Genomic DNA, 26,598 nt, shown 5'->3' on the forward strand with positions numbered 1-26,598 from the left:
GCAAAGAAGCTGCCGGTCCGGCCGAACCCGGTGGCCACCTCGTCGGCGATGAGGAGGAAGCCGTGCTCGGCACGCAGCCGCAGGAGTTCCGCCACGTACTCGTCAGTGAGGGGGATCGTTCCCGTGCCTACGACCGGTTCGACGACCACGGCGGCGATCTGCTTGGCGGCGCGGGAGACCAGGGCGTTCAGTTCAGCGGTGTCGTTGGGCCGCACGTGGCGGACCAGCCGCTGGTCGACCCCGTAGAGCCGCTGCCCCAGGTCTTCGCCGGTGAGCGCGAAGCCGCCGAAGGTGAGGCCGTGGTAGCTGCCTCGCAGGCTGACGACGAGGGAGCGGCGGGTGCGGCCGAGGAGAGCGTGGTAGTGCCGGGCCACTTTCATGGCCGCGTCGTTGGCGGCGCCACCGGAGGAGGAGAACAGGACCCGGGAGTAGTGCTCGGGTCCGCTCACCTCGATCAGGTCGGCGGCGGCGCGGCGGGCGTAGACGTTCTCGTACCGGAAGGCGCTCAGGTAGGAGGCGTCGTGGAGGGCTTGGGCTACTGCTTGCGCGATCGCCGGGTTCCCGTAGCCGAGGTTGGCGTTCCACAGCCCGCTCGCCCCGCACAGCAGTTCGCGTCCGTCGGCGAAGCGCACCCGGTGGCCGCGGGCGGAGACCGCGCAGATGCTGTCGTCTCCGTGGGCGCTCGGCGGCAGCAGGTAGGGCCAGAGCGCGGTGCTGGTGGTGTGGCTCATCGCTGGATCTCCGCTTCGATCAGGGTCACCCGGTGCCGGCCTGCGTCTTCGAGCGGCGTGCGCCGCTGCTGGACGGTGAACCCGGCCTGGGTGAGCTCGGCGGCAAGGCGGTCTGGGGGGAGCACCCGGACGTGGCCGGTGCACACGGGCACTGGGCCGTCGGGCAGCTCGCTGGGGAGCACGGTGATGGTGCGGACGTCGGCACCGGCGGGCCAGTGTTCGTAGAGGCGGTAGGCGGTCCCGCTGGCCCCGGTTGCGGTGATCTCGACTTCCTCTTCGGGGGAGTCCGCGCCTCGGTCGAGGGTGGTGAGGAAGAACCGTCCGCCGTCGGCGAGGTGTTCGGCGACGCAGCGGTACAGTCCGGCGCGGCCCGCCCGGTCCAGCAGCGAGATCGAGGTGGTGCCGAGGACGATGACGGCGTAGCGGCGGGGGAGCCGGAAGTCCGCCATGTCGGCTTGGACCACCGTGCAGCGTTCCCGCAGGTGGGCGGGGGCGCGGTCGAGTTGCTGCCGGAGCAGCGCCAGCATGTCCGCGGACAGGTCCAACGCGGTGACCTCGCGGCCCAGGGCCAGGAGGGGCAGGGTGATCCGCCCCGATCCGGCGGCGAGGTCCAGCACCGGGCCCGGGTGGGGGCGGACCAGTCCAACCAGGTGGCGGACTTCGCCGGTGTCGCGGAGGGACATGTCGTGGTAGATGGGGGCCCCGTGCGGCCCGTACAGGTCGCACAGGCGGGCGCGGTCGCCGAGTTCGGCTACGAGCTGCCCGGCCCGGCCAGGGGGCAGGAGGGTGGTTGCAGCCATCACACAGCCACCTCCGATCCGATTCCGGTCAAGGTCACGCCGGATTCGGTGAAGAAGCGGTCCACGGCGGCCAGGCTGCGGGGCGACGCGTATTCGCTCGCCTGCTCTGCCGACCCGGTGACCAGGAGGGCTTCTACTGCTGTGGCGGCGGCCAGGTTGACCTGGAAGGTGCGTCCGCTGGCGGGTTCGTAGACGTATCCGCTCTCGTCGTTCCAGAACAGCAGGGGCGTGGCAGCGTCAGCCGAGTCGGGGTGGTGGTCGAGGGCGGGGTTGAGCCGCTGGCCGAACCCGGAGACGCGGAGTCCGACGATTTCGCGGGTGGCGAGCATCCGCAGGCCGTCGACAGCGGCCAGGTAGCGGCCGAGCCAGGGGCGGGCGAGCAGTTCCCGTGTGCGGTCTGCCTCGGGAAGGACGGCTCCGAGGCAGACCGCACACGGTGCGGTGCTTGCCGCGTTGCGCCGGTCCCAGTTCGCTCGCAGGGAGGCGAGCGTGTCGCCGACACGTCCGAGGCTGCAGCCACCGATCGAGGTGGAGATTTCGCCTTCGGCGTTGACGTAGAGGCGTAGCTGAGGACCGTCGACTCCCGGGCCTGCTCCCAGCCCGGGGAGGTCTGCGATGCGGACTGCGGGCACGACAGCGATGTCGGGAAAGACGCCTTCTTCGCGGGCCCGGTCGGCGTCGGCGAGGAAGAGTTCCAGGTCGTCGGGCCCGGTCACCCGGACCAGGGTCGGACCGAGGACCGACATGAACGGGCTGGTGGCGTAGTCCTGGGTTTGGAGGAAGAAGTCGTAGCCGATGGACATCTCGGCGTTGGGTTCGTCGAGCGTGCCCGCGAAGCCGACGACGCGGGAGGGGTCTGCTCCGTGCCCTTCGGGGGCGAGCACGACGGTGTTGTCGCCGACGAGGTCGGTGTCCAGGAGGTCTGCGAGGTGGGCCGGGTCGGCCACCACGATGGTCGAGCAGGAGTCCTGGTTGGCGGGGCCGACCTCGAACTGGCCGGTGCTCCAGGACATCAGGTGCCGCTTGATCCGCCGCAACTCGGTCTTGTCCATCATCGTGTTTCCCGTCGCTGTCGTGGGGTGGGTCGTCTGTGGGGTGGTCATCGCGTTACCGCCGCGAGGATCTGCTTGAGGTCGTCCATGGCTGCCTGGTGGCCGCACGCCTTGTACACGCCGGTCACGTTGAGGACGACCTCGTCCACGCCGGCTTCGCGGTAGCGGTCGAGTTCGGCGCAGACGGTGTCCAGGTCGCCGCTGACGAAGGCCCCGCCTTTGATCAGGGCGCGGGCGGCGTCCTGCGGGCTGCTGCCGTGGACGTGGACTCCGGCGCGGCGCAGCATGTCGAGGTAGTGGGGTCCTTGCAGGTGCGCGGCGTTGCTGGCGAGAGCTACCTCGGCGGGATCGGTGCCGGGCCGCTCCAAGGCCACCGGGACGATCGCGGTGACGGTCGGTGCGGGACGTCCGGCCTCCACCGCGCTCTTGCGGATGGCGGGCAGGAGGGTGTCCCTGATGTAGGCGGCGGGAGTGAGCCAGGTGATCGCCACGTCGGCGAGTTCTCCGGCGACTCCGGCCATTCCCGGCCGCAGCACGCCGAGGCCGAGCTTGACCTCGGGAGCTGCCGCGGGGGGCAGTTGGGCGTGGACGGTGAAGTATTCGCCGTCGAGCCGGACCACTTTCCCGGAGAGGAGAGCGCGGACCGCGGTGAGGTATTCGCGTGCCGCGGTCAGCGGACTGCGGTAGGGGGCGCCCAGGATGCCCTGCTGGAGGCTGCGCGCTCCCGGTCCGAAGCCGGCGATGGCGGGGTGCCCGGTGGCCATGGCCAGGGATCGGGCTTGGAGGGCCGCCTCGTAGGGGTGGCGGAAGGGCATCAGGGTGACGCCTAATCCGGCGGGGACGCGGAAGCCTGCCCCGGCCGCGTAGGCGAATCCCTGGTGGGGTTCGATCAGCAGGGCCTGCCCTTGCCACAGGCGCTCCGCACGGGTCCAGTTCACCAGCGCGGCGTAGGGCAGCAGTTGCTCCGGGCGGCGTGGGAGGAACGGGACGAGTACCGAATAGTCGGTCATGCGAGGCTCCTTGGTGTGGGCGGGCTGCCATAGCCCCGGGTTTCGTGGATCCGGCTGTGTGCCGTCTCCGGTGGACGGCACTGAATCTGTCAGTCGGCGATCGCCCGGGCTTCACACCGCTGTCGCACCCGCAGAATTTTTTGCTTTTCTCCGTTGTGCCAGGTCAAAGGGGGACTATCCGGGCGATGTCCTGTGGGGCTGGTGGTGCAGGCGGGAGTGATAGCCCGTGGATAGGCAGTGGATGCTGCTGCGCGGCACCGTGGTCCGTGGAGCCGACTTCGAGTGGCCTTCGCCGGGGCTGTGTCCCGGCGGCTTCCACGGATGCGAGGTGTGACGATGAACGATGCACGCGTAGTGGAGACGCTTGGCGGATGCCGGGTGGACGGGGTCCCGGTACGGCACGGCCGGGCGTTGGAGCTCGTGGCGGTGCTGGCGTTGGCGAAGGGGTCGGCGCCGCGGGACTGGCTGCTGTCCACTCTGTTCGAAGGCGACCCCGCCCCGTCGAGTTTGCCGACGCTGGCGCTGCGGGCCCGCAAACTCGGCATCGACGTGCGCTACGACCGCGACCGCTGCTGCTATCTGCTGGCGGGTGAGGTGCGCTGCGACGTTGTCGAAGTGCTGGAGCTGGTGGAAGAGGGCCGGCTGGCTGAGGCGGTCGCCCGTTACCGGGGGCCGTTCCTGCCGAAAAGCTACAGCCCGTTCGCGGTGCAGATGCGGGCGAGTCTGGAGGAGCGGCTGGTCCGCGCGGCTCTGCTCAGCGACGATGTCGCGTTGATGGCGTCGGTGGACCGGGTGGTCAAGCACCCGGAGCTCAGCCAGGAGCTGGTGCGCCGGGGAGGCGACGCCGTGGTGGTCTCGCTCAGCCGGTCGTGGCTGGCCGGTCTCGAAGCCGCGATCTAGGGGGGATGGCTGTGACGGCGCGGAGCCGTCCCCTACGCCGCGAGGGCGGCCGGAGTGCTCCGGCCGCCCTCGCGGCGTAGGGACTGGTGAAGGAAGCGGACGGTTTTTTCGGAAATCTGGAAAAGACTTCGGCCACTCAGGTCCGCGGCGTGATCTTGTTCCGGGTTCTCGGCATTGCTGAGTACGGCCGCTTCCTGCAGAAAGGGATTCCGCGGGATCCAGTGGCTGGAGTCCGCGAAGGCTCCGCTGTGCGCTCAGGCGCGTCCGGCCTTCTTATTGGACGCCATCTGGTAGACGGCCCATCCGACAATGATCACGGTCAGCACGAGGACGACGATTTTGACGGTGTCGCCGAAAAAGAGACCGGCAACACCGTTGGCCACGGCAACAAAGCCGAGGAGACCTGCGAGGTTGGTGTTGTTGTGGTGCCAGGAACCGTTCTTCGCCATCACTATCCCCTTCGTATCACTCCGGCGTTCTCACAACAGAAAAGACTGTATTCAATTTATCACTTTCCGTGTCCTTGCAGAGATATGTCCGATGATCCCCTGAAAATGGGTTTTCGGCCCCATCCGAAGGAAAATGCGACGTCACAGCTATTTCGGATTCCTTGGCGCCGAATATCTCCCCTGCACAAACCGCGCCGCGGTGGGCCGTTCTGGAAACCGGGGCAGAAAAAACAACCGGGGGCGGTGACAACGGCATGTCACCGCCCCCGGTTACGGTCACCGCTTATGCGGCGGACGCGGGCTCCTTCACCGGACCCACTGTCAACGAATCCTTGGACTCGTCCACATCCACCCGGACTGTGTCGCCCTCAACGAGGTTGCCCGCCAGCAGTTCCCGGGCCAGCGGGTCGCCGATCGCGGTCTGCACCAGCCGCCGCAGCGGACGCGCACCGTAGACCGGGTCGTAGCCGGCCAGCGCCAGCCACTCGCGGGCAGCCGGAGTGACCTCCAGCTTGAGCCTCCGGTCCGCCAGCCGCCGGGCCAGCCGATCCACCTGCAGGTCGACGATCTTGGTCAGGTCGTCGGTGGACAGCGCGTCGAACACGATCACGTCGTCCAACCGGTTCAAGAACTCCGGTTTGAAGGTGTTCCGCACCACCTGCATGACCTTCTCGTGCCGCTGGGCGTCGTCCAGCGTGGGGTCGATGAGGAACTGCGACCCCAGGTTGGAGGTCAGGATCAGCAGCGTGTTGCGGAAGTCCACCTGGCGGCCCTGCCCGTCGGTGAGCCGCCCGTCGTCCAAGACCTGCAGCAGGGTGTCGAAGACCTCGATGTGGGCCTTCTCCACCTCGTCGAGCAGCACCACCGTGTAGGGGCGCCGCCGCACCGCCTCGGTGAGCTGGCCGCCCTCCTCGTAGCCGACGTAGCCGGGGGGCGCACCGACCAGCCGGGCCACCGAGTGCTTCTCGGAGTACTCGCTCATGTCGAGGCGCACAATCGCGCGCTCGTCGTCGAACAGGAACTCGGCGAGCGCCTTCGCCAGCTCCGTCTTACCCACGCCGGTGGGGCCGAGGAACAGGAAGGAGCCGGTCGGCCGGTCAGGGTCGGAGATCCCCGCGCGGGCCCGCCGCACCGCATCGGAGACGGCGGCCACAGCGCGCCGCTGCCCGATCAGGCGCTTTCCGATCTCCTCCTCCATCCGGAGCAGCTTGGCGCTCTCCCCCTCCATGAGCCGCCCCACGGGGATACCGGTCCACGACGACACCACATCGGCCACGTCGTCGGCGCCGACCTCCTCCTTGACCATGGTGGCGTGCTCGGCCGAGTCTTCCTCGGAGAGAGCCTCCTCCAACTGCCGCTCCAGTTGCGGGATCTCCCCGTACATCAACCGGGAGGCTTCCTCGAAGTCGCCGTCGCGCTGGGCGCGTTCGGCCTGGCCCCGCAGCTCATCCAGCTTCTCCTTGAGCTCACCGACCCGGTTGAGCCCGGCCTTCTCCTGCTCCCAGCGGGCGATGAGCGCATTGAGCTGCTCCTCCTTGTCGGCGAGGTCGGCGCGCAGCCGTTCCAGCCGCTGCTTGGAGGCGGCGTCGGACTCCTTGCTCAACGCCATCTCCTCCATCTTGAGCCGGTCGACCACGCGCTGCAGTTCGTCGATCTCCACCGGCTGGGAGTCGATCTCCATGCGCAGCCGGGACGCTGCCTCGTCGATCAAGTCGATGGCCTTGTCCGGCAGGAACCGGGCAGTGATGTACCGATCGGACAGGGTCGCCGCCGCCACCAGCGCCGAGTCGGCGATCTGCACCTTGTGGTGCGCCTCGTAACGGCCCTTGAGGCCGCGCAGGATCGCGATCGTGTCGGCCGCGGACGGCTCGTTCACCATCACCTGCTGGAACCGCCGCTCCAGCGCCGGGTCCTTCTCGATGCGTTCGCGGTACTCGTCGAGCGTGGTCGCCCCGACCATGCGCAGTTCGCCTCGGGCCAGCATGGGCTTGAGCATGTTGCCCGCGTCCATCGCCCCCTCGGCCGCACCCGCGCCGACCACGGTGTGCAGCTCGTCGATGAACGTGATGATCTGCCCTTCGCTCTGCTTGATCTCGTTGAGGACCGCTTTGAGCCGCTCCTCGAACTCGCCCCGGTACTTGGCACCCGCCACCATCGCGGGCAAGTCCAGCGAGATCAGCCGCTTGTCGCGCAGCGACTCGGGGACGTCGCCGGCGACAATACGCTGGGCGAGGCCCTCGACCACCGCGGTCTTGCCGACACCCGGTTCACCAATGAGCACCGGGTTGTTCTTGGTGCGCCGGGACAGCACCTGGATCACCCTGCGGATCTCCGCGTCTCTGCCGATAACCGGGTCCAGTTTGCCTTCGCGGGCCCGCTGGGTGAGGTCCACCCCGTACTTCTCGAGCGCCTGGTAGGTGTCTTCCGGGGTCTCCGAAGTGACACGGGCGCTGCCCCGCACCCGGCTGAACGCGTCCAGCAGCGCTTCCGGTGTCGCGCCTGCCTCCCGCAGCAGGGTGGCTGCCGTCCCCCCGTCCGCGGCCAGCCCGACCAGCAGGTGCTCGGTGGAGACGTACTCGTCCTCCATTTGCTTGGCGCGCTGGGCCGCCGTGTTCAGCGAAATGATGAGCTGCCGGGAGCTCGCCGGCGCGTTGACCGTACTCCCCGACGCGCGAGGCAGTCGGGCGATCTCCTCTTCCACCTTGGTGCTGAGCCTGCCTGGATCGGCCCCCACCTCTTTGAGCAGGGGCCGGACGACTCCTTCAGCCTGGCCGATCAGGGCAGACAGCAGGTGCACCGGTTCGACCTGGGGGTTACCGTCCGCGGTTGCCCTCCGGATTGCCGCGGACAACGCCTCCTGACTCTTCCTGGTGAGCTTATAATCCATGTCTCGCCGCCCCCTTCAAGGCACAGAACAGGTAAGACGAATGCGCTGCCCCGCCGGAGGCTCGAAGGAGCCCGGGGCCGGGGCGGCCCAGGGCTACTACTGCGACTCGGGGGGCTGGGTCGTGGTGCGGTTGAAAATAGTGATGCGAGTGCGGTGGACCGGGAGCAGTTCGCCGCCACTCCGGGATGAGGAGGAGTGGTCGCTGCTGGCCCGCCGGGCCGCCACCGCGGAGCGGGCTGCGTTCAGCTCGTTGTGCAAGTGGAAGATGTGCTCGCGCAGCTCCGCCACCTCGCGTTGCAGTTCGAGGATGCGTTTGATCCCGGCGAGGTTGATGCCCTCCTCCTGGGAGAGCCGCTGCACCTCGCGGAGCATCTGGATGTCGCGCATCGAGTACCGTCGGCCACGGCCCGGCGTCCGCCCCGGACGCACGAGCCCGAGCCGGTCGTATTGCCGCAGAGTCTGCGGGTGGAGCCCCGACAGTTCTGCCGCAACCGAAATGACGTAGACGGGAGTGTCCTCGCCGAACGTGGCGTCGTTCATGGTTCTCACGCCCCCTTCGCCCGGGCTTCCAGATCGGCGCGCGGGTTGTGGTCGGCTGTGGCGGCCTGGAATCGCTGCAACGCCTCCCGCGCCTCACTGTTGAGATTCTGCGGTACCGCCACCTCAACGGTCACTAGCAAGTCTCCAGTTGTGCCGTCCCGCCGGGTAGCCCCCTTGCCGCGGACCCGGAACACGCGCCCGTTGCGGGTGCCCGGCGGAATCCGCACGGTGACCGGTGGCCCGCTCAGGGTGGGCACGCGCACCTCCGCTCCGAACACGGCTTCGGGGAAGGTCACCGGGAGAGTGAGGGTCAGGTTGTCTCCGGACCGGCCGAACACGGGGTGCGGGGTGACCCGGACGGTCACGAACAGGTCGCCAGCGGGGCCGCCGCGTTCCCCTGGTTCGCCCTTGCCCCGCAGCCGAATCCGCTGGCCGTCGGACACTCCCGGGGGAATGCGGGCCTGCACGGTGCGAGTGCCCTTCACATTCCCCGTTCCGCTGCAGGTCAGACACGGGTCGTCGGCCAAGTAGCCGCGTCCCTTGCACAGAGCGCACGGTTCGGACAGGGAGAAGCCGCCAAGGTTGGTGCTCTCGTGCCCGGTCCCCGCACACCGGGGGCAGACCCGCGGGGTCGTTCCAGGCTTGGCCCCGCTGCCCCGGCAGGTGGGGCACGAGACGGTGGTCGTGAGCGTGAAGCTCTTCGTGGTGCCGGAGACCGCTTCGGTGAAGCTGAGCGTGGTCTCGGTTTCGAGGTCGGCGCCCCGCCGCGACTGGGTGGCGCGGCCGCGGCCGCCGAACAGTCCACCGAAGAGGTCGGTGAGCCGTTCACCCCCGGTCGTGGTGTGGCCGAACAGGTCGCCGAGGTTGAAGTCGCCGATACCGCCCCCGCCAGGCCGGTAGGCCCCGCCGAACAGCGACCGGGCCTCGTCGTACTCTTTGCGGCGCTTCTCGTCCGACAGGACGCTGTAGGCCTCAGAAATCTCCTTGAACTTCTTCTCGGCCTGCGCGTCGCCCTTGTTGGCGTCGGGGTGGTACTTGCGCGCGAGCTTGCGGTAGGCACTCCTGATCTCGTCCGCGGTGGCCGTCTTTGAGACTCCGAGGACCTTGTAATAGTCCTTCTCCAGGTAGTCCTTGGTGCTCATCGACGTCTGCTTCTCCCCGCTCGTGCTCTGTGCCCAGTGGTGACTGAGTCGGGTGTCCCAGGCCCGAGCCTGGGACACCCCTTCTCCTACCGCTCGCGCTACTGTTCGTCCGCGGTGTTCTTGTCCGCGGTGGCGTCAGACTGCTCCGTGGATTCCGCGGCCTCCGCCGACTCGGACGCTTCAGCAGGTTTCGCCTCGTCGTCTGATTCGGACGGTGCGGCAGCCTCCTCGGTTGCAGCCTCTTCCTTCTTCTCTTCTTCCGAGGCGGACGTGTCCTCCTCGGCTGGCCCTGCCACGACCACGCGGGCCGGACGGACCACCCGGTCACCGATGAGGTATCCGGGCTGGAACACCTCGATGACGGTCGGGACGGTCACGTCAGTCGAGGGCACCATGGACAGGGCTTCGTGCACGGTCGGGTCGAACTCGTCGCCCTTCTCGCCGTACTTCTTCAACCCCATCCGAGCGACCAAGGACTCCAGCGCCTCGCCCACGGACTTGAAGCCACCGACCAGTTCGTTGTGCTGCCGGGCTCGGCCGATGTCGTCCAAGATCGGCAGCAGCTCGGTGAGGACCTGGACGAGTGCCTGCTCCCGCATTGCGGCGCGGTCCCGGTCGACCCGCTTGCGGTAGTTGATGTACTCCGCCTGCAGCCGCTTGAGGTCGTCGGTGCGTTCCGCGACCTCTTGCCGCAGCCGGATCAGCTCCGCGTTCTCCTCGTCGGTTGGCTGTGCCGTCGTGGATTCGGCTGCCGCAGCCGCGGAGTCCTCAGAGGGCGACGCGGCCTCCCCCTCTGGAACGCGCGGCTGGCCGGTTTCGGGGTCGATCCGCCGCTTGTCGCGGATCACCGGCCCCTGCTTGTCCGTGCTGTGCTCGTTCTCCGGCACCGCCATTGAGTTACGCCTCCTCTATCCAGGGCCCGGTCTTCACGAGTTGCCTTCGCGCTTGGGCTCCTCGTCGACGATCTCCGCGTCCACGACCTCCGCGTCCTCGGCGTTCTGCTGGCCGCCCGCCGCTGCGCCGGAGGCCTGCTGGCTCTGGCTGTAGATGGCGGAGCCGATCTTCTGGCTGGCCAGGGCAACCTTCTCGCTGGCGCTGCGGATCGCCTCGATGTCGCTGCCTTCGAGCGCCTTCTTCAGCCCGTCCAGCGCCTCCTTGGTCTCGTTCTTGACGTCCTCGGGGATCTTGTCCTCGTTCTCGGAGATGACCTTCTCGGTCTGGTAGACCAGCGACTCGGCGTTGTTGCGGGTCTCCGCTTCCTCGCGGCGCTTGCGGTCCTGCTCGGCGTACTCCTCCGCCTCGCGGATCATCCGCTCGATGTCTTCCTTCGGCAGCGCGGAGCCACCGGTGATGGTGACCGACTGCTCCTTGCCGGTGCCGAGGTCCTTCGCGGTGACGTTGACGATGCCGTTGGCGTCGATGTCGAAGGTGACCTCGATCTGCGGCACACCGCGCGGCGCCGGCGGGATGCCGGTCAGGTCGAAGACGCCGAGCTTCTTGTTGTACTTAGCGATCTCCCGCTCACCCTGGTAGACCTGGATCTGCACCGACGGCTGGTTGTCCTCGGCCGTGGTGAAGATCTCCGAGCGCTTGGTCGGGATGGCCGTGTTGCGCTCGATGAGCTTGGTGAAGACACCGCCCTTGGTCTCGATGCCCAGCGACAGCGGGGTCACGTCGAGCAGCAGCACGTCCTTGACGTCACCCTTGAGCACACCGGCCTGCAGGGCCGCGCCGACCGCGACGACCTCGTCCGGGTTGACGCCCTTGTTGGGCTCCTTGCCGCCGGTCAGCTCGCGCACCAGGTCGACCACGGCGGGCATCCGGGTGGAGCCACCCACCAGGACCACGTGGTCAATCTGGTCGACGCTGATCCCAGCGTCCTTGATGACCTGGAAGAACGGGCCCTTGGTGCGCTCGAGCAGGTGCGACGTGAGCCGCTGGAACTCGGCGCGGGTGAGCTTCTCGTCCAGGTGCAGCGGACCCTCGGCGGAGGCGGTGATGTAGGGCAGGTTGATCGAGGTCTCCGTGGAGCTGGACAGCTCGATCTTGGCCTTCTCCGCGGCCTCGCGGAGCCGCTGCATCGCCATCTTGTCCTTGGACAGGTCGATGCCGTTGCTGCTCTTGAACCGCTCGACCAGCCAGTCCACGACGGCCTGGTCCCAGTCGTCACCACCGAGGTGGTTGTCACCGTGGGTGGCCTTCACCTCGACCACGCCGTCGCCGACGTCCAGCAGCGAGACGTCGAAGGTACCACCGCCGAGGTCGAAGACCAGGATGGTGGCCTCGCCCTCTTTCTCCAGGTGGTAGGCGAGCGCAGCGGACGTGGGCTCGTTGATGATGCGCAGGACGTTGAGGCCGGCGATCTTCCCTGCGTCCTTGGTGGCCTGCCGCTCAGCGTCGCTGAAGTAGGCCGGGACGGTGATGACGGCGTCGGTGACTTCCTCGCCGAGGTAGGCCTCCGCGTCCCTCTTCAGCTTCTGCAGCACGAAGGCGCTGATCTGCTGCGGGGTGAAGTCCTTGCCGTCGATGTGGGTCTTCCAGTCGGTGCCCATGTGGCGCTTGACCGAGCGGATGGTCCGCTCGACGTTGGTGACCGCCTGGCGCTTGGCGATCTCACCGACGAGCACCTCACCGTTCTTCGCGAAGGCGACGACGGACGGAGTGGTCCGAGCTCCTTCGGCGTTGGCGATAACCGTGGGTTCGCCGCCTTCCAGGACCGCGACGACAGAGTTTGTCGTACCAAGGTCGATGCCGACCGCACGTGCCATGAGTGCTTCCTCCGTCAAAGTTGAGTCTGCCTAACGCAATGTTGCTTCGTCACAGACTCACTGTCAAATCAATTGAGTCGCCTAGGCTCAAGTTTCTTTCGCGCTCATGACAACGCGGAAGACACATCGATTGTTCCCTGGCGACCGTCACTTCTGATCACGGTTCTTGAGAAGCCAGGGACATCCCAGGGAAGGCCCAGTACTCTCCTCCGGGAAGTCCCCGAGCCCGAGGCCCGCACCGCCATCCCCCGACCGGCTACCCAATGGAGATGACCACATACCCTCTTCACTAACCTTGACAACCAGCCATCCTGTCCAGTCGGTCAATGGGTGGGACCGGCGGAGCGTTGACCCGTCGGTTATTACTCGCTAGTAACATTGGGTGGACCCCTGGTGCGCCGTGCACCAGGACACGACAGCACGTTGGGAGGCCGCGGGCGATGCTCTACCTGATACTGGGGATCATCACGACCGCCTTCGCCGTGGTCGGGGTCGCCGTGTGGGCCTATGGCATCAGCCGGATGGTCCGCATCCTGCGCGTCGGCCGTCCGGTGGAAGCCGCTCGAAAGGCAGACTTCGGGCGACGCATCACGAACACGCTGATCGAGACACTCGGTCACACGCGCATGCTCAAGTGGCGCTGGATCGGCATTGCCCACTGGTTCATCATGGTGTCGTTCCCGGCCCTGGTCTTCACAGTGGCCGAAGCCCATGGTGAAGTGTGGGATCCCCACTTCCAGCTGCCGCTCATCCACGACTGGACGATCTACGGCCTGTTCATTGAGGCCATTGCCGCACTGAGCCTCGCGGGCATCGTCGGGCTCACCATCTACCGGCAGCTGCGTGGACCGCGTGTCCTCGGCCGCAAGTCCAGGTTCGCCAACTCCAAGCACTGGACCGCTTACTACGTCGAGGCCTACATCATCGCCCTGTTGGTCTCGATCTTTGTGATCCGTGGCGTCAAGGTCGCCATGGGTGACTTCCCCTTCCCGGTGTGGGCTACCCCGATCTCGCACGCCTTCGGCGCAATCCTCCCCGCCAACGAGTACCTACTGGCCTCTGTCGCGGCCTTCAAACTGATCATCTCTTGGCTGTTCTTCATCGCCATCGGCGTGTTCCTGACCATGGGCGTGGCCTGGCACCGCTTCACCGCGCCGGTCAACATCTTCTTCAAGCGCAACGCCGACGGCTCGGCCGCGCTCGGCCCGGCCAAGCAGATGCTCAACAAGGACGGCGAGCCGCTGGACTTCGAGGAAGCCGACCCGGACGAAGACCCCTTCGGTGTCGGCAAGATCGAAGACTTCACGTGGAAGGGCCTCCTCGACTTCACCACCTGCACCGAGTGCGGCCGCTGCCAGTCGCAGTGCCCGGCCTGGAACACGGGCAAGCCGCTGTCCCCCAAGAAGCTGGTCATGGACCTCCGGGAGCACGCCTACGCCAAGGCTCCCTACCTCATGCAAGGGATCACTGAGGAGACCCCGGACATCCACGAAGACGTGCTGGCCCTGCTCAGCCGCCCCCTCGTGGGCACGGAGGAGGAGAACGGCGTCATCCACCCCGACGTCCTGTGGTCCTGCACCAACTGCGGCGCCTGCGTCGAACAGTGCCCCGTGGACATCGAGCACATCGACCACATCCTCGACATGCGCCGCTACCAGGTCATGATCGAGTCCAGCTTCCCCTCCGAGGCCAACACCCTCCTCAAGAACCTGGAGAACAAGGGCAACCCGTGGGGGATGAGCGAGTCCAAGCGCATGGACTGGATCTCCGAAGTCGACTTCGAGGTCCCCGTTGTCGAGGACAAGCTCCCCGAAGGAACCGAGTACCTCTTCTGGGTGGGCTGCGCGGGCGCCCTGGAGGACCGGGCGAAGAAGACCACCAAGGCCGTTGCCGAACTCCTGCACATCGCCGGCGTCAAGTACGCCGTGCTCGGCGGGATGGAGACCTGCACCGGCGACTCGGCGCGCCGGCTGGGCATGGAGTTCATCTTCCAGATGCTCGCCCAGCAGAACATCGAGACGCTCAAGGAAGTCGGCGCGACCAAGATCGTGGTCACCTGCCCGCACTGCTTCAACACGATCGGCAACGAGTACCGGGACCTGGGCGGCGACTTCGAAGTGGTGCACCACACCAAGCTGCTCGCCCAGCTGGTCAAGGAAGGACGCCTGGCGCCGATCGAGCGGGTGGACCGGAACGTCACGTACCACGACCCGTGCTTCCTGGGCCGCCACAACAAGATCTACGAGCCGCCGCGTGAGCTGATCAACGGCGTGCCGGGAGTGTCCGCGACCGAGATGCCGCGCAACCGGGAGCGCAGCTTCTGCTGCGGTGCGGGTGGCGCGCGCATGTGGATGGAGGAGCGCATCGGCAAGCGCATCAACACCGAGCGCGTCGAAGAGGCGCTGTCCACCAAGGCGGACCTCATCGCTACCGGTTGCCCGTTCTGCCAGGTCATGGTGAGCGACGCCGTCAACGAGAAGAAGTCGAAGAAGGAAGCGGCCGAGTCCGTGGAAGTGATGGACGTCGCGCAGCTCCTGCTCCAGTCGGCGAAGCAGAAGGAAGAGGGAGAGGCCGCCAAGGAGACGGTCTAACCCTCCCGGTGCCACGGGCTTCCGGCACAACCGGATCGGGGCCGCGGCCGTCGGGGTGATCCGCCCCGGCGTCCGCGGCCCTTGTGCGCTACGGCGCCGGTGAGGAGGCATGGCGCAGGAAAGGCGCGGGCAGCCCCGAGAACAGGACCGCAGGGAGCGTCAGGAGCTCACCGCGGGGCAGCCGGGGCAGGCAGGGCCGGGCCCTCTCTTTGGGGCGCGTGGCGGCCGTGGCGTGATGCGGGGAGCGCCCCCGAACTGGCGCATCCGCGTCTCCCGCTCGCGCGCAGTGAGGTATGTGTCGTTCGCCGCGGGACAGCACGTCCGTATCCCGGTTGATGGACGCGGTCCAGAAGTGCTGGTCCGACCCAGTGTCCGCCCCGCACTGGATCGCGCAGCCGCGCTCGCGCCGCGGGTATCTCGTCCGACCGCGCCGGGCGGCTAGCAGGAGAGTTCAGGCGTTTCCTGGCTGACTGGCTCGTCGAGGACGAGCCGCATCGGGGAGGCGGACTGGGCGGTGCGGGGGCGCAGTCCCAGGACTCGGTCGAGTTCGTCGGTCGTGAGTGGGGCATCAGCTTCCCCCACCGCGGCCAGCACGTCGGTGTACAGGTCGATCTCCGCTAAAGCCACGGCGTCGTGGAGAGGTACGTGAGGATCGATGTCCATCCGTGTCACCTCCGGTCCGAGTCTGTCCTCAGAGCTTTCCTCGTTCCGGACATGTCCGGACGAGCCCTCCCCACCGTCTCACCCCAGATTACGTACCGGTAGCCGACAGACCATGGCCCATCGGGACCATTTTTCAACCGCGGAGCGATCTAGTTACTCAATGTCAGGGATTCCGTGTTTCCAATGACCGAACGGACTAGTTCAATCGCTCTTCTCTCCCCACCGGCCACTGCCCTCACATAAATATGACTTGAAAATGACTAATAACATTTTTGATCCACCTCCATAACAAAGAGAGAGCATCAGGAGGTTTCTCTGCACACCGCCCGCACCGCCCCTGCAGCCGCGCGGCGGCACGGCTCGGACCCCCCGCCGCCACCCCGGCTTCCCCACCCCGACCAGGCACTCTCCGCACCTGTCTACCAGGAGATAGTGACTCTTTGTGACGGCCCGGGGACCGCTGCTTTCCTCCTTGCACTGTCCTCAGCCTTCTGGCCGCACCTCCCCAGCCGCGAGGCGTTTTTACCGCCTTCCGGAACCCCGGGAAGGATATTTCCGAAGAGAAAAACAACTCCACTCAAGTGCTTTCTCGCCCCAGAGGCACACCCGAAATACAGGAAGATTTGCGGGACGGGATCTCTATTTTTTATGAACCGCCCCCGGACTGCACGAGTTCTCCGCACTCTTAGGAAAAAGCGTGGAAAAAATACGGAGAACACCCTCGGGAGTCCGCTATTTCTGCCGTCGCTTCGACGCGTAGCTCGGTGCCCGAGGTGCTCCCGCTCCGCGCCGCACCACGGCTGTTCCGCTTCTCCCGGGGCGCGCGGGCACGAGGCAGGTATGGCAGCGCGACAGCCGAGACTTATCGCAATCCTCTCCCGCCGACACCATGGGCGGAATATCCCCGGACAACGGCGAAGGAAACCGAACGCAAGCCGTGCCCTGCACCGTCTTCTTCCGGGGAAAACCGGAGTCCCGGGCAACCCCGGAAACCGTGACTGAAGCGGCAGAAAAGAAAACCGGAGCGAGAAGCCGCTAGTGGCATGGACCGGTGGCGCTCATGCCCCATCCAGACTTTTCTCCTCGCTTCACGCTTCGGAATAGATGCGTCACACAGGGAAACTGCACGAGATACGCTCCGTCGGCCTGCCCCGCCGGAGCGCCGCCTGGGTGTTCTGCCCGGCGCCGCGGCCCTGCGCCGTCGAGCGCACATCCGGCGCCGCCGGGTCACGGCTGCCCCGAAAGAAGATGCCAGTCGGTGACCTCATTGCCACGCTCAGGTGCGCCCTGCCCAGGCGGGGCGCAGTCCGCTACCGGATCGGTCTATGCCGGGGTAGCCCGTTGTGCCTAGGACCCCGCGGATGCGCGGATACTGCCTGCGCAGCACAGTCCGGCAGCTCCCGCATGGCAGCAGGGTCCCCGGCCGGGCAGTCCGCCGCCGAAGTCTGAGCAGATCCGGCCGTATCCGCAGCAGATGCACCACGGCACGCCTTCGAACCCGCGGTACCGGGGCCGGGACCGCGCACCAGCTATTCCCGAGCGCCGCCCCGCGAAGCCACGGTCCGAGCGCCGTCTCCCGCATGCGAGGGCTCAGCCACGCACACCCGCTCTCAGCGGGCAGCGCCCCTGGTGCGGCTCAACGCCACGTCACGCCGCGGTGCTGCGCGGCATACCCCACGTACCGTTCGGCGGTGCCCACCAGGTTCTCCCGCTCGACGTCGGTCAGCTCCCGGATGACTTTGCCTGGCACGCCCGCCCACAGGGTGCCTGCGGGCACCCGCCTCCCCGGCGGCACGAGGGCACCGGCAGCGACCAGCGCTCCCGCCTCCACGGTGGCCCCGCCCAGGACCACCGCGTTGATCCCGATCAGCGCGCCGTCCTCCACGACCGCGCCGTGCACCATCGCCTTGTGGCCGAGGCTCACCCCGTTACCGAGGATCGCAGGCTCTCCCGGGTCCGCGTGCAGGCAGCACAGGTCTTGAATGTTGCAGCGTTCCCCCACGATGATGTCCTCGGTGTCGGCGCGCAGCACTGAGCCGTACCAGACACTGCTGTGGGCCCCGATACGGACCCTGCCTACGACCACTGCTCCCGGCGCGATCCAAGCGTCGTGGTGGATCGTCGGCTCGCCGAACTCCGCAGAGCCGATGTGCGGTCGCTCTCCGCTACCGGACATGGCATCTCCTCCCACCCACAGGCACGTGCGGACAGCGAAGATGACCGATACCGTCCATGCACGGGCACAATCGCCCATACTTTAGTGGGATGGCTTCTGGGCGGCTCTGTGAGGTCGCCGCACGCCACTGCCGAGCGGGCCTCGGAACAATGTCACCACCGGGACGCGCCGCTGCCCCGGGGCCACCCCGCACACTGTCCGTTCCCCGCTCACCCCTCGCGTTCCCCCACCTCAGATGAGGATTCCCACATCTCGTTTCAGAGGTGTTATGGGAACGATAGACAAGAGCAAAAATCCATCCCTCCAGATCCGATCATTGTCGACCTGGTAACCGAGGACATGAACGAACGCATTCCTGAGATATTCCCGAACCTGCTGCGCGAAGACGCCTTCCCCACCGTCCGCAAGGGCGGCTACGACAAGCGTCAGGTCGACGACTTCGTCGTCCGCAACCACAACCAGCTCCGCGACCTCCAGGAGCGCCTCGCCCGCGCCCACGACGAGCTGGAGCAGTTGCGTCGCGAACTCGCCGAGGCCAAAGCCAAGGCCGCGGTCAAGCCGGAACACGAGCAGATCAGCGAGCGGCTGGCCAACATCCTGCGCATCGCGGAGGAAGAGGCCGCTGACAAGCGAGCTCAGGTCGACAAGGAAGTCAAGGAGATCCGGGCCAAGGCCGAGGAGGAGGCCAAGGCCAAGATCAAGAGCGCCCAGGAGCAGGCGGAGCGGATCGTCAACGGCGCTCGGGACGAAGCCAAGGAGCTGCTCACCTCCACCAAGCAGGAGGCCGAGCGGCTGCGCGAGGAGGCAGCCAAGGAAGCGGAGCGCAAGCTGAACGAGGCCGAGGCGCGGGCCAACAAGATCCACGATGTCGCGGACCGGCGGCTCAAGCGCCTGGTGGCCACGCACGGGGAGGCGGTGCGCCGCCTCAACGACATGCGCGACACCCTGGCGGAGCTCCTCAAAGCCGAAGCCAAGGCCGGTGCGCTGGACGCCGGGCTCAAACGGTCCGACTTCGAAGGCAGCACGGACAAGGAGTCGGCCTCCGCGGCCTCGAGCAAGCAGTCCTCCCCCCAGGCGGCGGAGCCCGAGGGTGCGGCCAACGCCCAGCGTCCCGCTTCCCCTGACAACGAGCCCACGGCCCGCCTCAACCCGGCCGACAAGGAGCCCACGGCCCGCCTCAACCCGGCGAGCAGCGGAGCCGCGGCGGATGGGAAGGCGGAGAACCAGGTGAAGAGCGCCCCGGCCGCGCAGGGAGCGCGTCCCATTCCCGGGCGTCCTCAAGGGTTTCGTTACGCGGGTCCAGCACCGACTGACGCGGGCAGCTCTCCTACGCCGCCGCCTCCGTCCACGGAACTGACCGGCGTGTACCAGGCGTCCGTGCCTGCAGACTCCGCCAGCTCTGCGGACTCGGGAAGCTCCGCCGGCTCCTCGAACGCGGGAAGCTCCGCGGGCTCCTCGGATTCGGGAAGCTCGGGAGGCTCAGACTCCTCCGGCGGCGGCTTCTAGCCGCGTGCCGTAACGCAGCACGGTGAGGGGGGTGGAACGTGCCATGTTCCACCCCCCTCACCGTTGGATGCGGCTTACAGGTAGCGGCGGAAGCCTTCGGTGGCGATAGTGAATCCCATTGCGCGGCAGAATTCGTAGGCGCTGCCCTGGCTTTCGTGGGTGAGCATTTCGATCTTGTAGCACCCGGCCTGGATGGCGCGGTTGATCGCCTCCTCCACCAGGGCCCGGCCGATTCCGGTGCGCCGGTAGGCCGCGTCCACCACCATGTTGTCGATCACCGCCCACGGCTGCGCGTCGTGGGTGAGGTTGGCGATCATGATGAGGTCGAGGGTGCCGATGATCTGTCCGCGGCGCTCGGCGACCAGCACGGTGCGCTCCGGGTCGTTCTCGATGCGCGTCCAGGCCCGGACTGTGGCTGAGGACATGCGAACGGTGCCACCCTGCGCTGGGGCCTCCTCCCCTAGTTCACGCAGGAGGCGCAGGATCGCACCGAGGTCAGACCGAGTGGCCTCACGGATAATCATGGCTTCCGAAATCGTAGCCCACAGCGGTGAAATACCGGACGATGCCCCATATTGGGGCATACACGGATAACGGTCTGTGCCGGTGGGGACAGTTCCGGTCATGCTCCTCGCCATGGAGTGTGCGGGGGAAATCCGCTGGACGGGTGCGCGTTCCCGGCCGCCGCGGCAGCGGCCCCTTCCAGGGTGGTGGAGAGGGGCGGCGCGTTTCCGCACCCTTGCCGGCTCCGCAGTTTTCGCCTGCGGCTCAGCCGCGCCTTTGCCCCGGTCCTCCGCTTCCCCCTGGACCCATGGGCGAACAATGCCGGTTCCGGCACGGAGCACTTTTGGAATCGGCTGAGACCACGGCCTTCTCCCGGCCATCCCGCACACGTTCCTCCCGGACTCCGCTAGTTGACAACCTTTTCTACGATTGCCGGAAATATCATTTCCCCTGGTTTTGTCGACGCCAAGAAGTAGTCAATAAATTCCAGAAAGCGATTTTTTCCGGCGCGCACCATCGACATCGATCTCGGGACTCCGGTGACAGATTCGGATCAGCCGACACGCACACAATTCATAGGATGATCGGATGTATAAAGTCTGCGTTAACTCTGCCCGTGACCTCTCCGTGACATCGCGGGATGTGCTTACTAGCAAGGCTTGCCCCGATAACGGACGAACCGGCTTCCCCTCCCCCTTCCCGACCGCCACGCCGCCTTCCCCGCGCCGCCACCCCCGACTCCCCGACGTTGCGATTCATTCGCCGACAGCCGTTTCCAGCAATTGATTCGGCGTGACACGCCGATCTGCTTTTTATATCCGTCGTCGCAGTGTCCTTGTGTTTCGGTTGGCAGCGTCATCCCCTTCCACACGACGAATGTGTCCTTTGTCTACATATCGAGGGAAGACACCATGCTCTGCAACGAGGGTTTCGGTCGGTCTCCACGAGGCAACGCTTCGCGTCTCATCGGCCGGGCCGCCACGGCCTTCTCCGCCCTGGCGTTGGCCGCCACGATCAGCGTCGCGAACGCCACCCCGGTCACCGGTGCCGCACACCGCGTGGACCCGGCAGCGGACTCCTCGCAGGAAGACCAGCACGTTCGCAGCGGGAAGGGCAGCGGGAAAGGCAGCCAGAGCATCGCCCAGGAGGCGGTGCGCTATGCCGAAAGCAAGATCGGCGCCCCCTATCGCTGGGGGGCAGCCGGCCCGGACGCTTTTGACTGTTCCGGCCTCGTGCAATGGTCATACAGACAGGTGGGGGTGACCCTCAAACGCACGACCTACGACCAGGCCACCCAGGGCAAACCGGTATCCCGTTCCCAGCTCCGCCCAGGTGACCTGGTCTTTTTCTACTCCGGGCCGAGCCATGTCGCCCTCTATGTCGGCGACAACCAGATCATCCACGCGCCCGGAAGCGGCAAGACCGTCCAGATCGTCTCCATGTCCGGCCACTACGAGGAGAACTTCAACTCCGCGCGCCGGGTCGTCTAAGCCACCCAGGAAAACGCCCGTCACCCCTGCATCCGAGCGTTGCCGAGTCGCCCGGAACAGCGGTTCCTCGACGGGCACCCCGCACCGCTGCCCGCCCCGCGCCGCCCGGCAAGGACACAAGGCGCTAATGTTGCGGGCAGCGGTGCGGAGGGTGGTGGTACGGTGACCGAAACCGATTCCTACGACGTGATCTGCATCGGCGAGACCATGGGACAGCTCTCTCCTGCCTCGGCAGTCCCGCTGGTCGAACAGCCGCCGCTGCTCCCGCGGATCGGCGGCGCAGAGTCCAACGTGGCCTGCGGCCTCGCCGGACTGGGCCACCGGGTCGCCTGGATGAGCCGGGTAGGAGACGACCCCTTCGGGGCGATCATCACACGGACCCTGGCCCGCTACGGGGTGGACACCAGTCTGGTTGAGGTCGACCAGGAGCGCCCCACCGGCCTCTACCTCAAAGACCCTGCGCCCAAAGGCACCCGGGTGTACTACTACCGGCGCGAATCTGCTGCCTCCGCGATCGGCCCCCGCCTGGCGGAACGGCCGGAGCTCCGCACCGCCCGGCTCCTCCACCTGTCCGGTATCACCCCGGCCCTCTCCACCAGTTGCGCCGCGTTCGTCCAGCGGCTCTTCGTCTCCCGGCCCGCGCACGGGCCGCTGCTCTCCTTCGACGTCAATTACCGTCCTGCCCTATGGCCGGCCGACGACGCTGCCCCCGTGCTCCTCGACCTGGCCCGCGCAGCCGACCTCGTCTTCGTCGGCCGCGACGAAGCGGAACAGCTCTGGCAGGCCTCCACCGCCGACCAGGTGCGGGCGCTCCTGCCAGACGTACCGCTCCTCGTCGTCAAAGACGCCGACGTGGGCGCCACCTCCTACACCGGGGCCCGGCGGGTCTTCGTTCCCGCGCCCCGCGTCGACGTGGTGGAAGCCGTCGGTGCCGGAGACGCCTTCGCGGCGGGCTTCCTCTCCGGTCTGCTGGACGACCGCACACCTGAGGAATGCCTGCGGCTAGGGCACATCATGGCCGCGGCCACCCTGCTCAGCGTCGCAGACCTGGCTCCGTTCCCGCCCCGGGAGGCTCGAGAGCGTCTGCTCGCCCTGTCCCCGGCCGCCTGGGCGGCCCTCTGCATCCCCGACCCGGACCTGTTCCCCCTCGACCCGTCCGACCCCCTCTTCTCCGGAGCGTGACCTCGTGGACTTCGCCGACCTCTTCGCCGGCCAGCAGGTCATGGCGATCCTGCGCGGCCTGTCCGCACAGGACACTGTCGCCCACGCCCACCGCGCTTGGGACCTGGGCATCGCCCTCGTGGAAGTTCCCATCCAATCCCCGGACGCGCTTCCCGCGCTGCGCGCCGCAGTCGCCGCGGGGCGCAGCCGCGGCCGCCCGGTGGGGGCAGGAACCGTGACCACCCCGGACCGGGTGGCAGCGGCCGCCGACGCAGGAGCCGCGTTCACCGTGGCCCCCGGCTTCGATGGAGAAGTCCTCGCCGCATCGTTGGCAGCAGGGCTGCCGCACCTGCCCGGCGTCGCAACCCCCAGCGAGATCCAGCAGGCGCTCCGCCACGGTGCCACCTGGCTCAAAGCGTTCCCGGCCACCGTGCTCGGCACGGGATGGTTCGCCGCGATGCGCGGTCCGTTCCCCGAGGTCAACTTGGTCGCCACAGGAGGGGTCTCCGCGCACAACGCCGCGGACTATCTGGCAGCGGGGGCCCGCGCCGTCGCTGTGGGCTCGGCTCTCGCCGACGAGACCCAGTGGGAGGCGCTCGCCGCCCTCGCCGCCTCCTCAACCGGACCGTGGGGAAGCGGGAGCGGACCGGCCGCTTAGCGGACGCGCAGCGGAATGCGGTCCGCGCGGGGCGCCGCATCCTCGATCAGAATCGTGGCCGCGCAGATCGGGGCGGCGAATTCTGTCCGCCCGCGGCCCGAGCCCACGGCCAGGGTCGGGTGGCAGGCCGTTCCCGCGTAGAGAACGAAGCCGGTATCCGCGCTGGTCTCTACCGCAACCACCCCGCCCTGGTCACGGCGGAGGCGGTGGGCGGGGGCCGCACACACCTGCCGGTGGCCCGACTCGTAGCAGATCGTCACCGGCCTTACTGTCCGCCCAGCAGTCCGGTGCACAGCAGTGTCCACGGTCGGCGCGAGAGTGGCGAACATGACGGTGAGATGGTGCGGGCGCAACGGCACGGCTTGTTTCCTACCTCCTGAAACACAAGACCCCACCAATAGTCACCGGTTGGAAACCCCGTGTAAATGAAGGTGGGGGCGGCGTGTCTCCTGTTCTTCCCGACCGGGGCGGCAGGCCCGCAGCCTGTCCCGGCCCCGTCCTCAGAACAACCGTCCGCCGGCGGGAACTCTCTCCCCGTCCCGTGCGTCTGTGTCAACGGACCGACAGAAAGATCCGGTGCGGATACCGACGGGAGGTGCTGTGGCGTTCCTGATCTTCCTCGCCCAGTCCTTCCTGGTCGGGGTGGACAGTGTCCCACTGGACCCGGCTTCGCTCACCGTGGCGGCCACACTGGCCGTGGGCGCGGCCCTCCTGTGGCTGGCCCTTCCCGCGCGCCCGGTCCGGACCGAATCCGCAACCGAACCCTATGCCCGGACGAGTGCCCTGCGCCGCTGGCAGCAGCGCGTCGGCGTGGTCGTCTCCGCGGCTCCTAACGTGCCCGGTAAACCCCGGTCTCGGGCTCCCGGCGCGGCCGCTACGGCCGCGTGACCGCACCGCCCTTCCTTCTCTTCTTCCGGGGACAGGGCTGCTGTCTCCTGCCTCGCGCGGCCTTTCGCTGATCACCCGTCTCCTTCTCACGAAAGGCCCTGGTTCACTGTGTTCGGTCTGTTCTCTGCGTTCCTTGCCGCTGCCCACGCCTTGACCATGGCGGTCCACAGCACCCTGGCCGTGTTCCTCGGTCCGGTGTCCGCCGCAGCAACGATTGCCTTCCTGACCCTCGCCGCCCGCGTACTCACGCTTCCCCTCAGCTACCTCCAGGTGCGCGGGGAGAAAATCCGCGCCCGCCTGGCGCCCCAGCTTTACGCGCTTCGGGAGCGTTACGGCCACAACCCGGAGCGCCTCGTCGCGAAGACCCGGGAACTCTACGCCCGCGAAGGCGCCTCACCGTTCGCCGGATGCCTGCCTGCGCTCGCCCAAGCACCGATGTTCACCCTGCTCTACACCCTGTTCACGGTTCCGGAGATCGACGGCTCCGCCAACGCGCTCCTCGCGCTGCCGTTCGCGGGAACCCCGCTGGGGTCGACCCTGCCGCGCATCCTCGCGTCCGGTGACCTCGGAGCTCTCCCCGTGTTCGCTGCGCTGCTCGCCGCACTGGCCGCGGTGGCGTGGGCCAACCGACGGTGGTTGACCCTGCCCGCACTCTCCGCTGCCCCGGCTGCGGGACAGCCCACCCCCGTGCCGGCGTTCGTCACCTACCTGCCGTTCCTGACCGTGGTCATCGCCGCGTTCGTCCCCTTGGCCTCCGGGATCTACCTGGTGACCTCGACCACGTGGACAGTGGTGGAACGCCTCACGCTGCGCCGTCTCGTCCGCGTTGACTAGGCGCGGCACGAAGGTTCAGCGCTGCATGCCGCTCCCGGCGTCCTTGAGGCGGCGACTACGTTTCGGAGGCGTCCCCGTCACCCTTCCGCGGCGGCGGTGGCGCCTCCTCCCGCCGCGCCGGCGCCACCGGGAACTGGAACCCGCTCTCCCCGTAGGTGCGGGCCCCGGTGATGACCGCCTCGTCCATGAGCTCCCTGGCTTTGCGCTCCCGCACCGCCAGAGGATCCCGCCGCAGCCCTTTCAGCAAGGCCACACACAGCAGGAGCATGACGATCGCCCACGGAGCAGCCCCGAGGATGGTGATGTTCTGCAGCCCGTCGATCGCGGTGCTGCCGCCCTCGCCGACGAGCAGCATGATCGCGGCCACCGCCGCGATGAGCATCCCCCACAGCACGGTCATGGCCAGCCGCGGCTTGTCCACTCCGCCTTGGGTGAGCGTGCCCATGACAATGGATGCCGAGTCCGCGCCGGTGATGAAGAAGATCGCGACCAGCACGGCGAGCACCACGTTCACCACGCCGCTCCACGGCAGGTTCTGCAGCATCCCGTAGAACTGCGCCTCGATCTGGTTGGACGCGGCTAGATCAACCCCCGACTGCTGGAAATGGATCGCCGTGCACCCGAAGATGACGAACCAGATCAGGCTGACCACGCTCGGCACCACGATGACACCGGCCACGAACTCCCTGATCGTGCGGCCGCGGCTGATCTTGGCGATGAACAGCCCCACGAACGGGGTCCACGAGATCCACCAGGCCCAGTAGAACACGGTCCATGTTGACAGCCACTCCGCGGTGTTGCCGCCGACCGCCTGAGTGCGTCCCGCCATCTCAAAAAAGTCCTGGAAGAACGTGGCCACCGCGCCCGGCACGAGGTCCAGGATGTACACGGTCGGCCCGGTGACCAGCACGAAGACGAGCAGCAGCACGGCCATCACCATGTTGGTGTTGGACAGCCACTTGATCCCCCGCGCGATTCCGGAGACCGCGGAGACCAGGTAGCAGGCCATGATGGCCGCGATGATCAGAAACAGCAGGCCGAACGTCGTCTGGCTCGTCCACCCCAGGGTCTGGAACCCTCCCGCGATCTGCAGCGCCCCCAGCCCCAGCGAGCAGGCAGACCCGAACAGGGTGGCCAGGATCGCGATCACGTCGACCGCCTTGCCGAGCGGCCCTTTTGCGGCCCTCTCCCCGAACAGCGGGATGAACGCGGCGCTGATGAGCTGGCTGTGCCCCCGGCGGAAGGTGGTGTATGCGATCGCTAAGCCGACCACCGCGTAGATGCCCCACGGATACAGGGTCCAGTGGAACAAGGTGGTGGCGATCGCGGTGAGAGTCCGCTGCGATTCACTCGCGGCATCCGTGCCCGGTGGGGGAGTGACGTAGTGGGCCAAGGGTTCTGCCACCCCGTAGAACACCAGCCCGATCCCCATACCGGTGGCGAACATCATGGCGACCCACGACACCGTCGTGTACTGGGGCTCCTCCCCCTCCCGGCCGAGGGGGATCTGCCCGTACTTGCTGAAGGCCAGCCACAGCGCGAACACCACGAACACTCCGGCGACCAGCACAAACGCCCAGCCGCCGTAGCGCATCAACCCGGCCAGCAGGTTCTCGGCGACCTGGGCCAGCGTCTCATCAGAGATCGCCCCCCACGCGACGAAGGCCAGGGTGAACGCTGCTGCGGTGAGGAACACTGCCCAGTCCGTCCGCGGCGGCCGCTCCGCTTCGAGGACGGGAGGCGGTTCCCACAGCAGGTCTTGGTTGTCGGCCGAGTTGGTGGTCGTATCGGATGATCCGTGAGTTGGTCGTACCACGACGTCTTGGCGCGGAGTCGCGCCACCCCCCT

Annotated in this window: 23 protein-coding genes; 8 read left to right on the top strand and 15 right to left on the bottom strand. The window is 67.5% G+C overall.

The features are described 5' to 3' along the window. The 4 genes from TF1_RS13365 to TF1_RS13380 form a co-directional block, all read right to left on the bottom strand. Positions 1 to 731: aminotransferase class III-fold pyridoxal phosphate-dependent enzyme (locus tag TF1_RS13365; protein WP_156482507.1), on the bottom strand; the 731-nt coding region annotated here is incomplete at its 3' end. Then, entirely contained in the window at positions 728 to 1,531 is an 804-nt protein-coding gene (mpaM, locus tag TF1_RS13370) for a daptide-type RiPP biosynthesis methyltransferase (RefSeq protein ID WP_011290652.1), read from the bottom strand. The genes mpaM and TF1_RS13365, both read right to left, overlap by 4 nt. Beyond that, entirely contained in the window at positions 1,531 to 2,634 is a 1,104-nt protein-coding gene (mpaB, locus tag TF1_RS13375; RefSeq protein WP_227480981.1) for a daptide biosynthesis RiPP recognition protein, read from the bottom strand. Before mpaB ends, mpaM begins: the two co-directional genes overlap by 1 nt. Further along, a complete protein-coding gene (locus TF1_RS13380) occupies positions 2,631 to 3,593 on the bottom strand; it encodes an LLM class flavin-dependent oxidoreductase (protein WP_011290650.1) in 963 nt (320 codons plus the stop codon). Before TF1_RS13380 ends, mpaB begins: the two co-directional genes overlap by 4 nt. Before the next feature lie 336 nt (positions 3,594 to 3,929). On the opposite strand from TF1_RS13380, the gene TF1_RS13385 reads away from it, so the two are divergent. Then, complete coding sequence (locus TF1_RS13385; protein WP_011290649.1) at positions 3,930 to 4,493, top strand: hypothetical protein; 564 nt, start codon at positions 3,930 to 3,932, stop codon at positions 4,491 to 4,493. A gap of 254 nt (positions 4,494 to 4,747) precedes the next feature. Here TF1_RS13385 and TF1_RS13390 read toward each other — a convergent pair whose 3' ends face one another. From TF1_RS13390 to dnaK, 6 genes are all read right to left on the bottom strand, one after another. Beyond that, a complete protein-coding gene (locus TF1_RS13390) occupies positions 4,748 to 4,942 on the bottom strand; it encodes a hypothetical protein (RefSeq protein WP_011290648.1) in 195 nt (64 codons plus the stop codon). A 283-nt stretch (positions 4,943 to 5,225) separates the two neighbouring features. Next, the gene (gene clpB / locus TF1_RS13395) at positions 5,226 to 7,829 is read right to left on the bottom strand and encodes an ATP-dependent chaperone ClpB (RefSeq protein WP_011290647.1); all 2,604 of its coding nucleotides are present in this window, start codon (positions 7,827 to 7,829) and stop codon (positions 5,226 to 5,228) included. 96 nt (positions 7,830 to 7,925) lie between these two features. Further along, positions 7,926 to 8,369, bottom strand: a complete 444-nt coding sequence (locus tag TF1_RS13400; protein ID WP_011290646.1) for a heat shock protein transcriptional repressor HspR — start codon at positions 8,367 to 8,369, stop codon at positions 7,926 to 7,928. A gap of 5 nt (positions 8,370 to 8,374) precedes the next feature. After that, the gene (dnaJ, locus tag TF1_RS13405; protein WP_016188055.1) at positions 8,375 to 9,511 is read right to left on the bottom strand and encodes a molecular chaperone DnaJ; all 1,137 of its coding nucleotides are present in this window, start codon (positions 9,509 to 9,511) and stop codon (positions 8,375 to 8,377) included. Between the two features lie 98 nt (positions 9,512 to 9,609). After that, positions 9,610 to 10,404, bottom strand: coding sequence for a nucleotide exchange factor GrpE (grpE, locus tag TF1_RS13410; RefSeq protein ID WP_011290644.1), 795 nt, complete (start codon positions 10,402 to 10,404; stop codon positions 9,610 to 9,612). A gap of 33 nt (positions 10,405 to 10,437) precedes the next feature. Continuing rightward, positions 10,438 to 12,279, bottom strand: a complete 1,842-nt coding sequence (dnaK, locus tag TF1_RS13415) for a molecular chaperone DnaK (RefSeq protein WP_011290643.1) — start codon at positions 12,277 to 12,279, stop codon at positions 10,438 to 10,440. A 440-nt stretch (positions 12,280 to 12,719) separates the two neighbouring features. Here dnaK and TF1_RS13420 point away from each other — a divergent pair, with 440 nt between their 5' ends. Beyond that, complete coding sequence (locus tag TF1_RS13420) at positions 12,720 to 14,870, top strand: (Fe-S)-binding protein (protein ID WP_016188054.1); 2,151 nt, start codon at positions 12,720 to 12,722, stop codon at positions 14,868 to 14,870. Between the two features lie 438 nt (positions 14,871 to 15,308). On the opposite strand, the gene TF1_RS13425 is transcribed toward TF1_RS13420, so the two are convergent. Further along, positions 15,309 to 15,533, bottom strand: a complete 225-nt coding sequence (locus TF1_RS13425; RefSeq protein ID WP_011290641.1) for a hypothetical protein — start codon at positions 15,531 to 15,533, stop codon at positions 15,309 to 15,311. Between the two features lie 1,636 nt (positions 15,534 to 17,169). Beyond that, complete coding sequence (locus TF1_RS13430) at positions 17,170 to 17,709, bottom strand: gamma carbonic anhydrase family protein (RefSeq protein WP_061783939.1); 540 nt, start codon at positions 17,707 to 17,709, stop codon at positions 17,170 to 17,172. A gap of 339 nt (positions 17,710 to 18,048) precedes the next feature. Between TF1_RS13430 and TF1_RS13435 the strand changes: the two genes are divergently transcribed. Beyond that, entirely contained in the window at positions 18,049 to 19,215 is a 1,167-nt protein-coding gene (locus TF1_RS13435; RefSeq protein WP_011290639.1) for a hypothetical protein, read from the top strand. A gap of 74 nt (positions 19,216 to 19,289) precedes the next feature. Here TF1_RS13435 and TF1_RS13440 read toward each other — a convergent pair whose 3' ends face one another. After that, positions 19,290 to 19,739: a GNAT family N-acetyltransferase gene (locus TF1_RS13440; RefSeq protein ID WP_016188052.1), complete on the bottom strand. Its 450-nt coding sequence runs from the start codon at positions 19,737 to 19,739 to the stop codon at positions 19,290 to 19,292. Between the two features lie 891 nt (positions 19,740 to 20,630). Between TF1_RS13440 and TF1_RS13445 the strand changes: the two genes are divergently transcribed. The 3 genes from TF1_RS13445 to TF1_RS13455 all read left to right on the top strand — a co-directional run bounded on the left by TF1_RS13445 (position 20,631) and on the right by TF1_RS13455 (position 23,028). Beyond that, positions 20,631 to 21,209 carry a C40 family peptidase gene (locus TF1_RS13445; protein WP_016188051.1) on the top strand — a complete coding sequence of 193 codons (579 nt, stop codon included), beginning with the start codon at positions 20,631 to 20,633 and terminating at the stop codon, positions 21,207 to 21,209. Positions 21,210 to 21,371: 162 nt separating this feature from the next. Beyond that, the gene (locus TF1_RS13450) at positions 21,372 to 22,391 is read left to right on the top strand and encodes a sugar kinase (protein ID WP_011290636.1); all 1,020 of its coding nucleotides are present in this window, start codon (positions 21,372 to 21,374) and stop codon (positions 22,389 to 22,391) included. A gap of 4 nt (positions 22,392 to 22,395) precedes the next feature. Further along, complete coding sequence (locus TF1_RS13455) at positions 22,396 to 23,028, top strand: bifunctional 4-hydroxy-2-oxoglutarate aldolase/2-dehydro-3-deoxy-phosphogluconate aldolase (RefSeq protein ID WP_011290635.1); 633 nt, start codon at positions 22,396 to 22,398, stop codon at positions 23,026 to 23,028. On the opposite strand, the gene TF1_RS13460 is transcribed toward TF1_RS13455, so the two are convergent. Next, the gene (locus TF1_RS13460; protein ID WP_016188049.1) at positions 23,025 to 23,387 is read right to left on the bottom strand and encodes a hypothetical protein; all 363 of its coding nucleotides are present in this window, start codon (positions 23,385 to 23,387) and stop codon (positions 23,025 to 23,027) included. The two genes, TF1_RS13455 and TF1_RS13460, sit on opposite strands and share 4 nt — an antisense overlap. A 241-nt stretch (positions 23,388 to 23,628) precedes the next feature. Between TF1_RS13460 and TF1_RS13465 the strand changes: the two genes are divergently transcribed. Continuing rightward, positions 23,629 to 23,916, top strand: a complete 288-nt coding sequence (locus TF1_RS13465) for a DUF6412 domain-containing protein (RefSeq protein ID WP_016188048.1) — start codon at positions 23,629 to 23,631, stop codon at positions 23,914 to 23,916. Between the two features lie 108 nt (positions 23,917 to 24,024). Beyond that, positions 24,025 to 24,750, top strand: coding sequence for a YidC/Oxa1 family membrane protein insertase (locus TF1_RS13470; protein ID WP_011290632.1), 726 nt, complete (start codon positions 24,025 to 24,027; stop codon positions 24,748 to 24,750). Positions 24,751 to 24,805: 55 nt separating this feature from the next. Here TF1_RS13470 and TF1_RS13475 read toward each other — a convergent pair whose 3' ends face one another. Then, positions 24,806 to 26,566 (bottom strand): BCCT family transporter, encoded by a 1,761-nt coding sequence (locus tag TF1_RS13475; RefSeq protein WP_169803324.1) that lies wholly within the window; start codon positions 26,564 to 26,566, stop codon positions 24,806 to 24,808. Positions 26,567 to 26,598: the final 32 nt, after the last annotated feature.

The organism is Thermobifida fusca NBRC 14071 = JCM 3263 (assembly GCF_001592045.1).
Taxonomy (GTDB): Bacteria; Actinomycetota; Actinomycetes; order Streptosporangiales; family Streptosporangiaceae; genus Thermobifida; species Thermobifida fusca.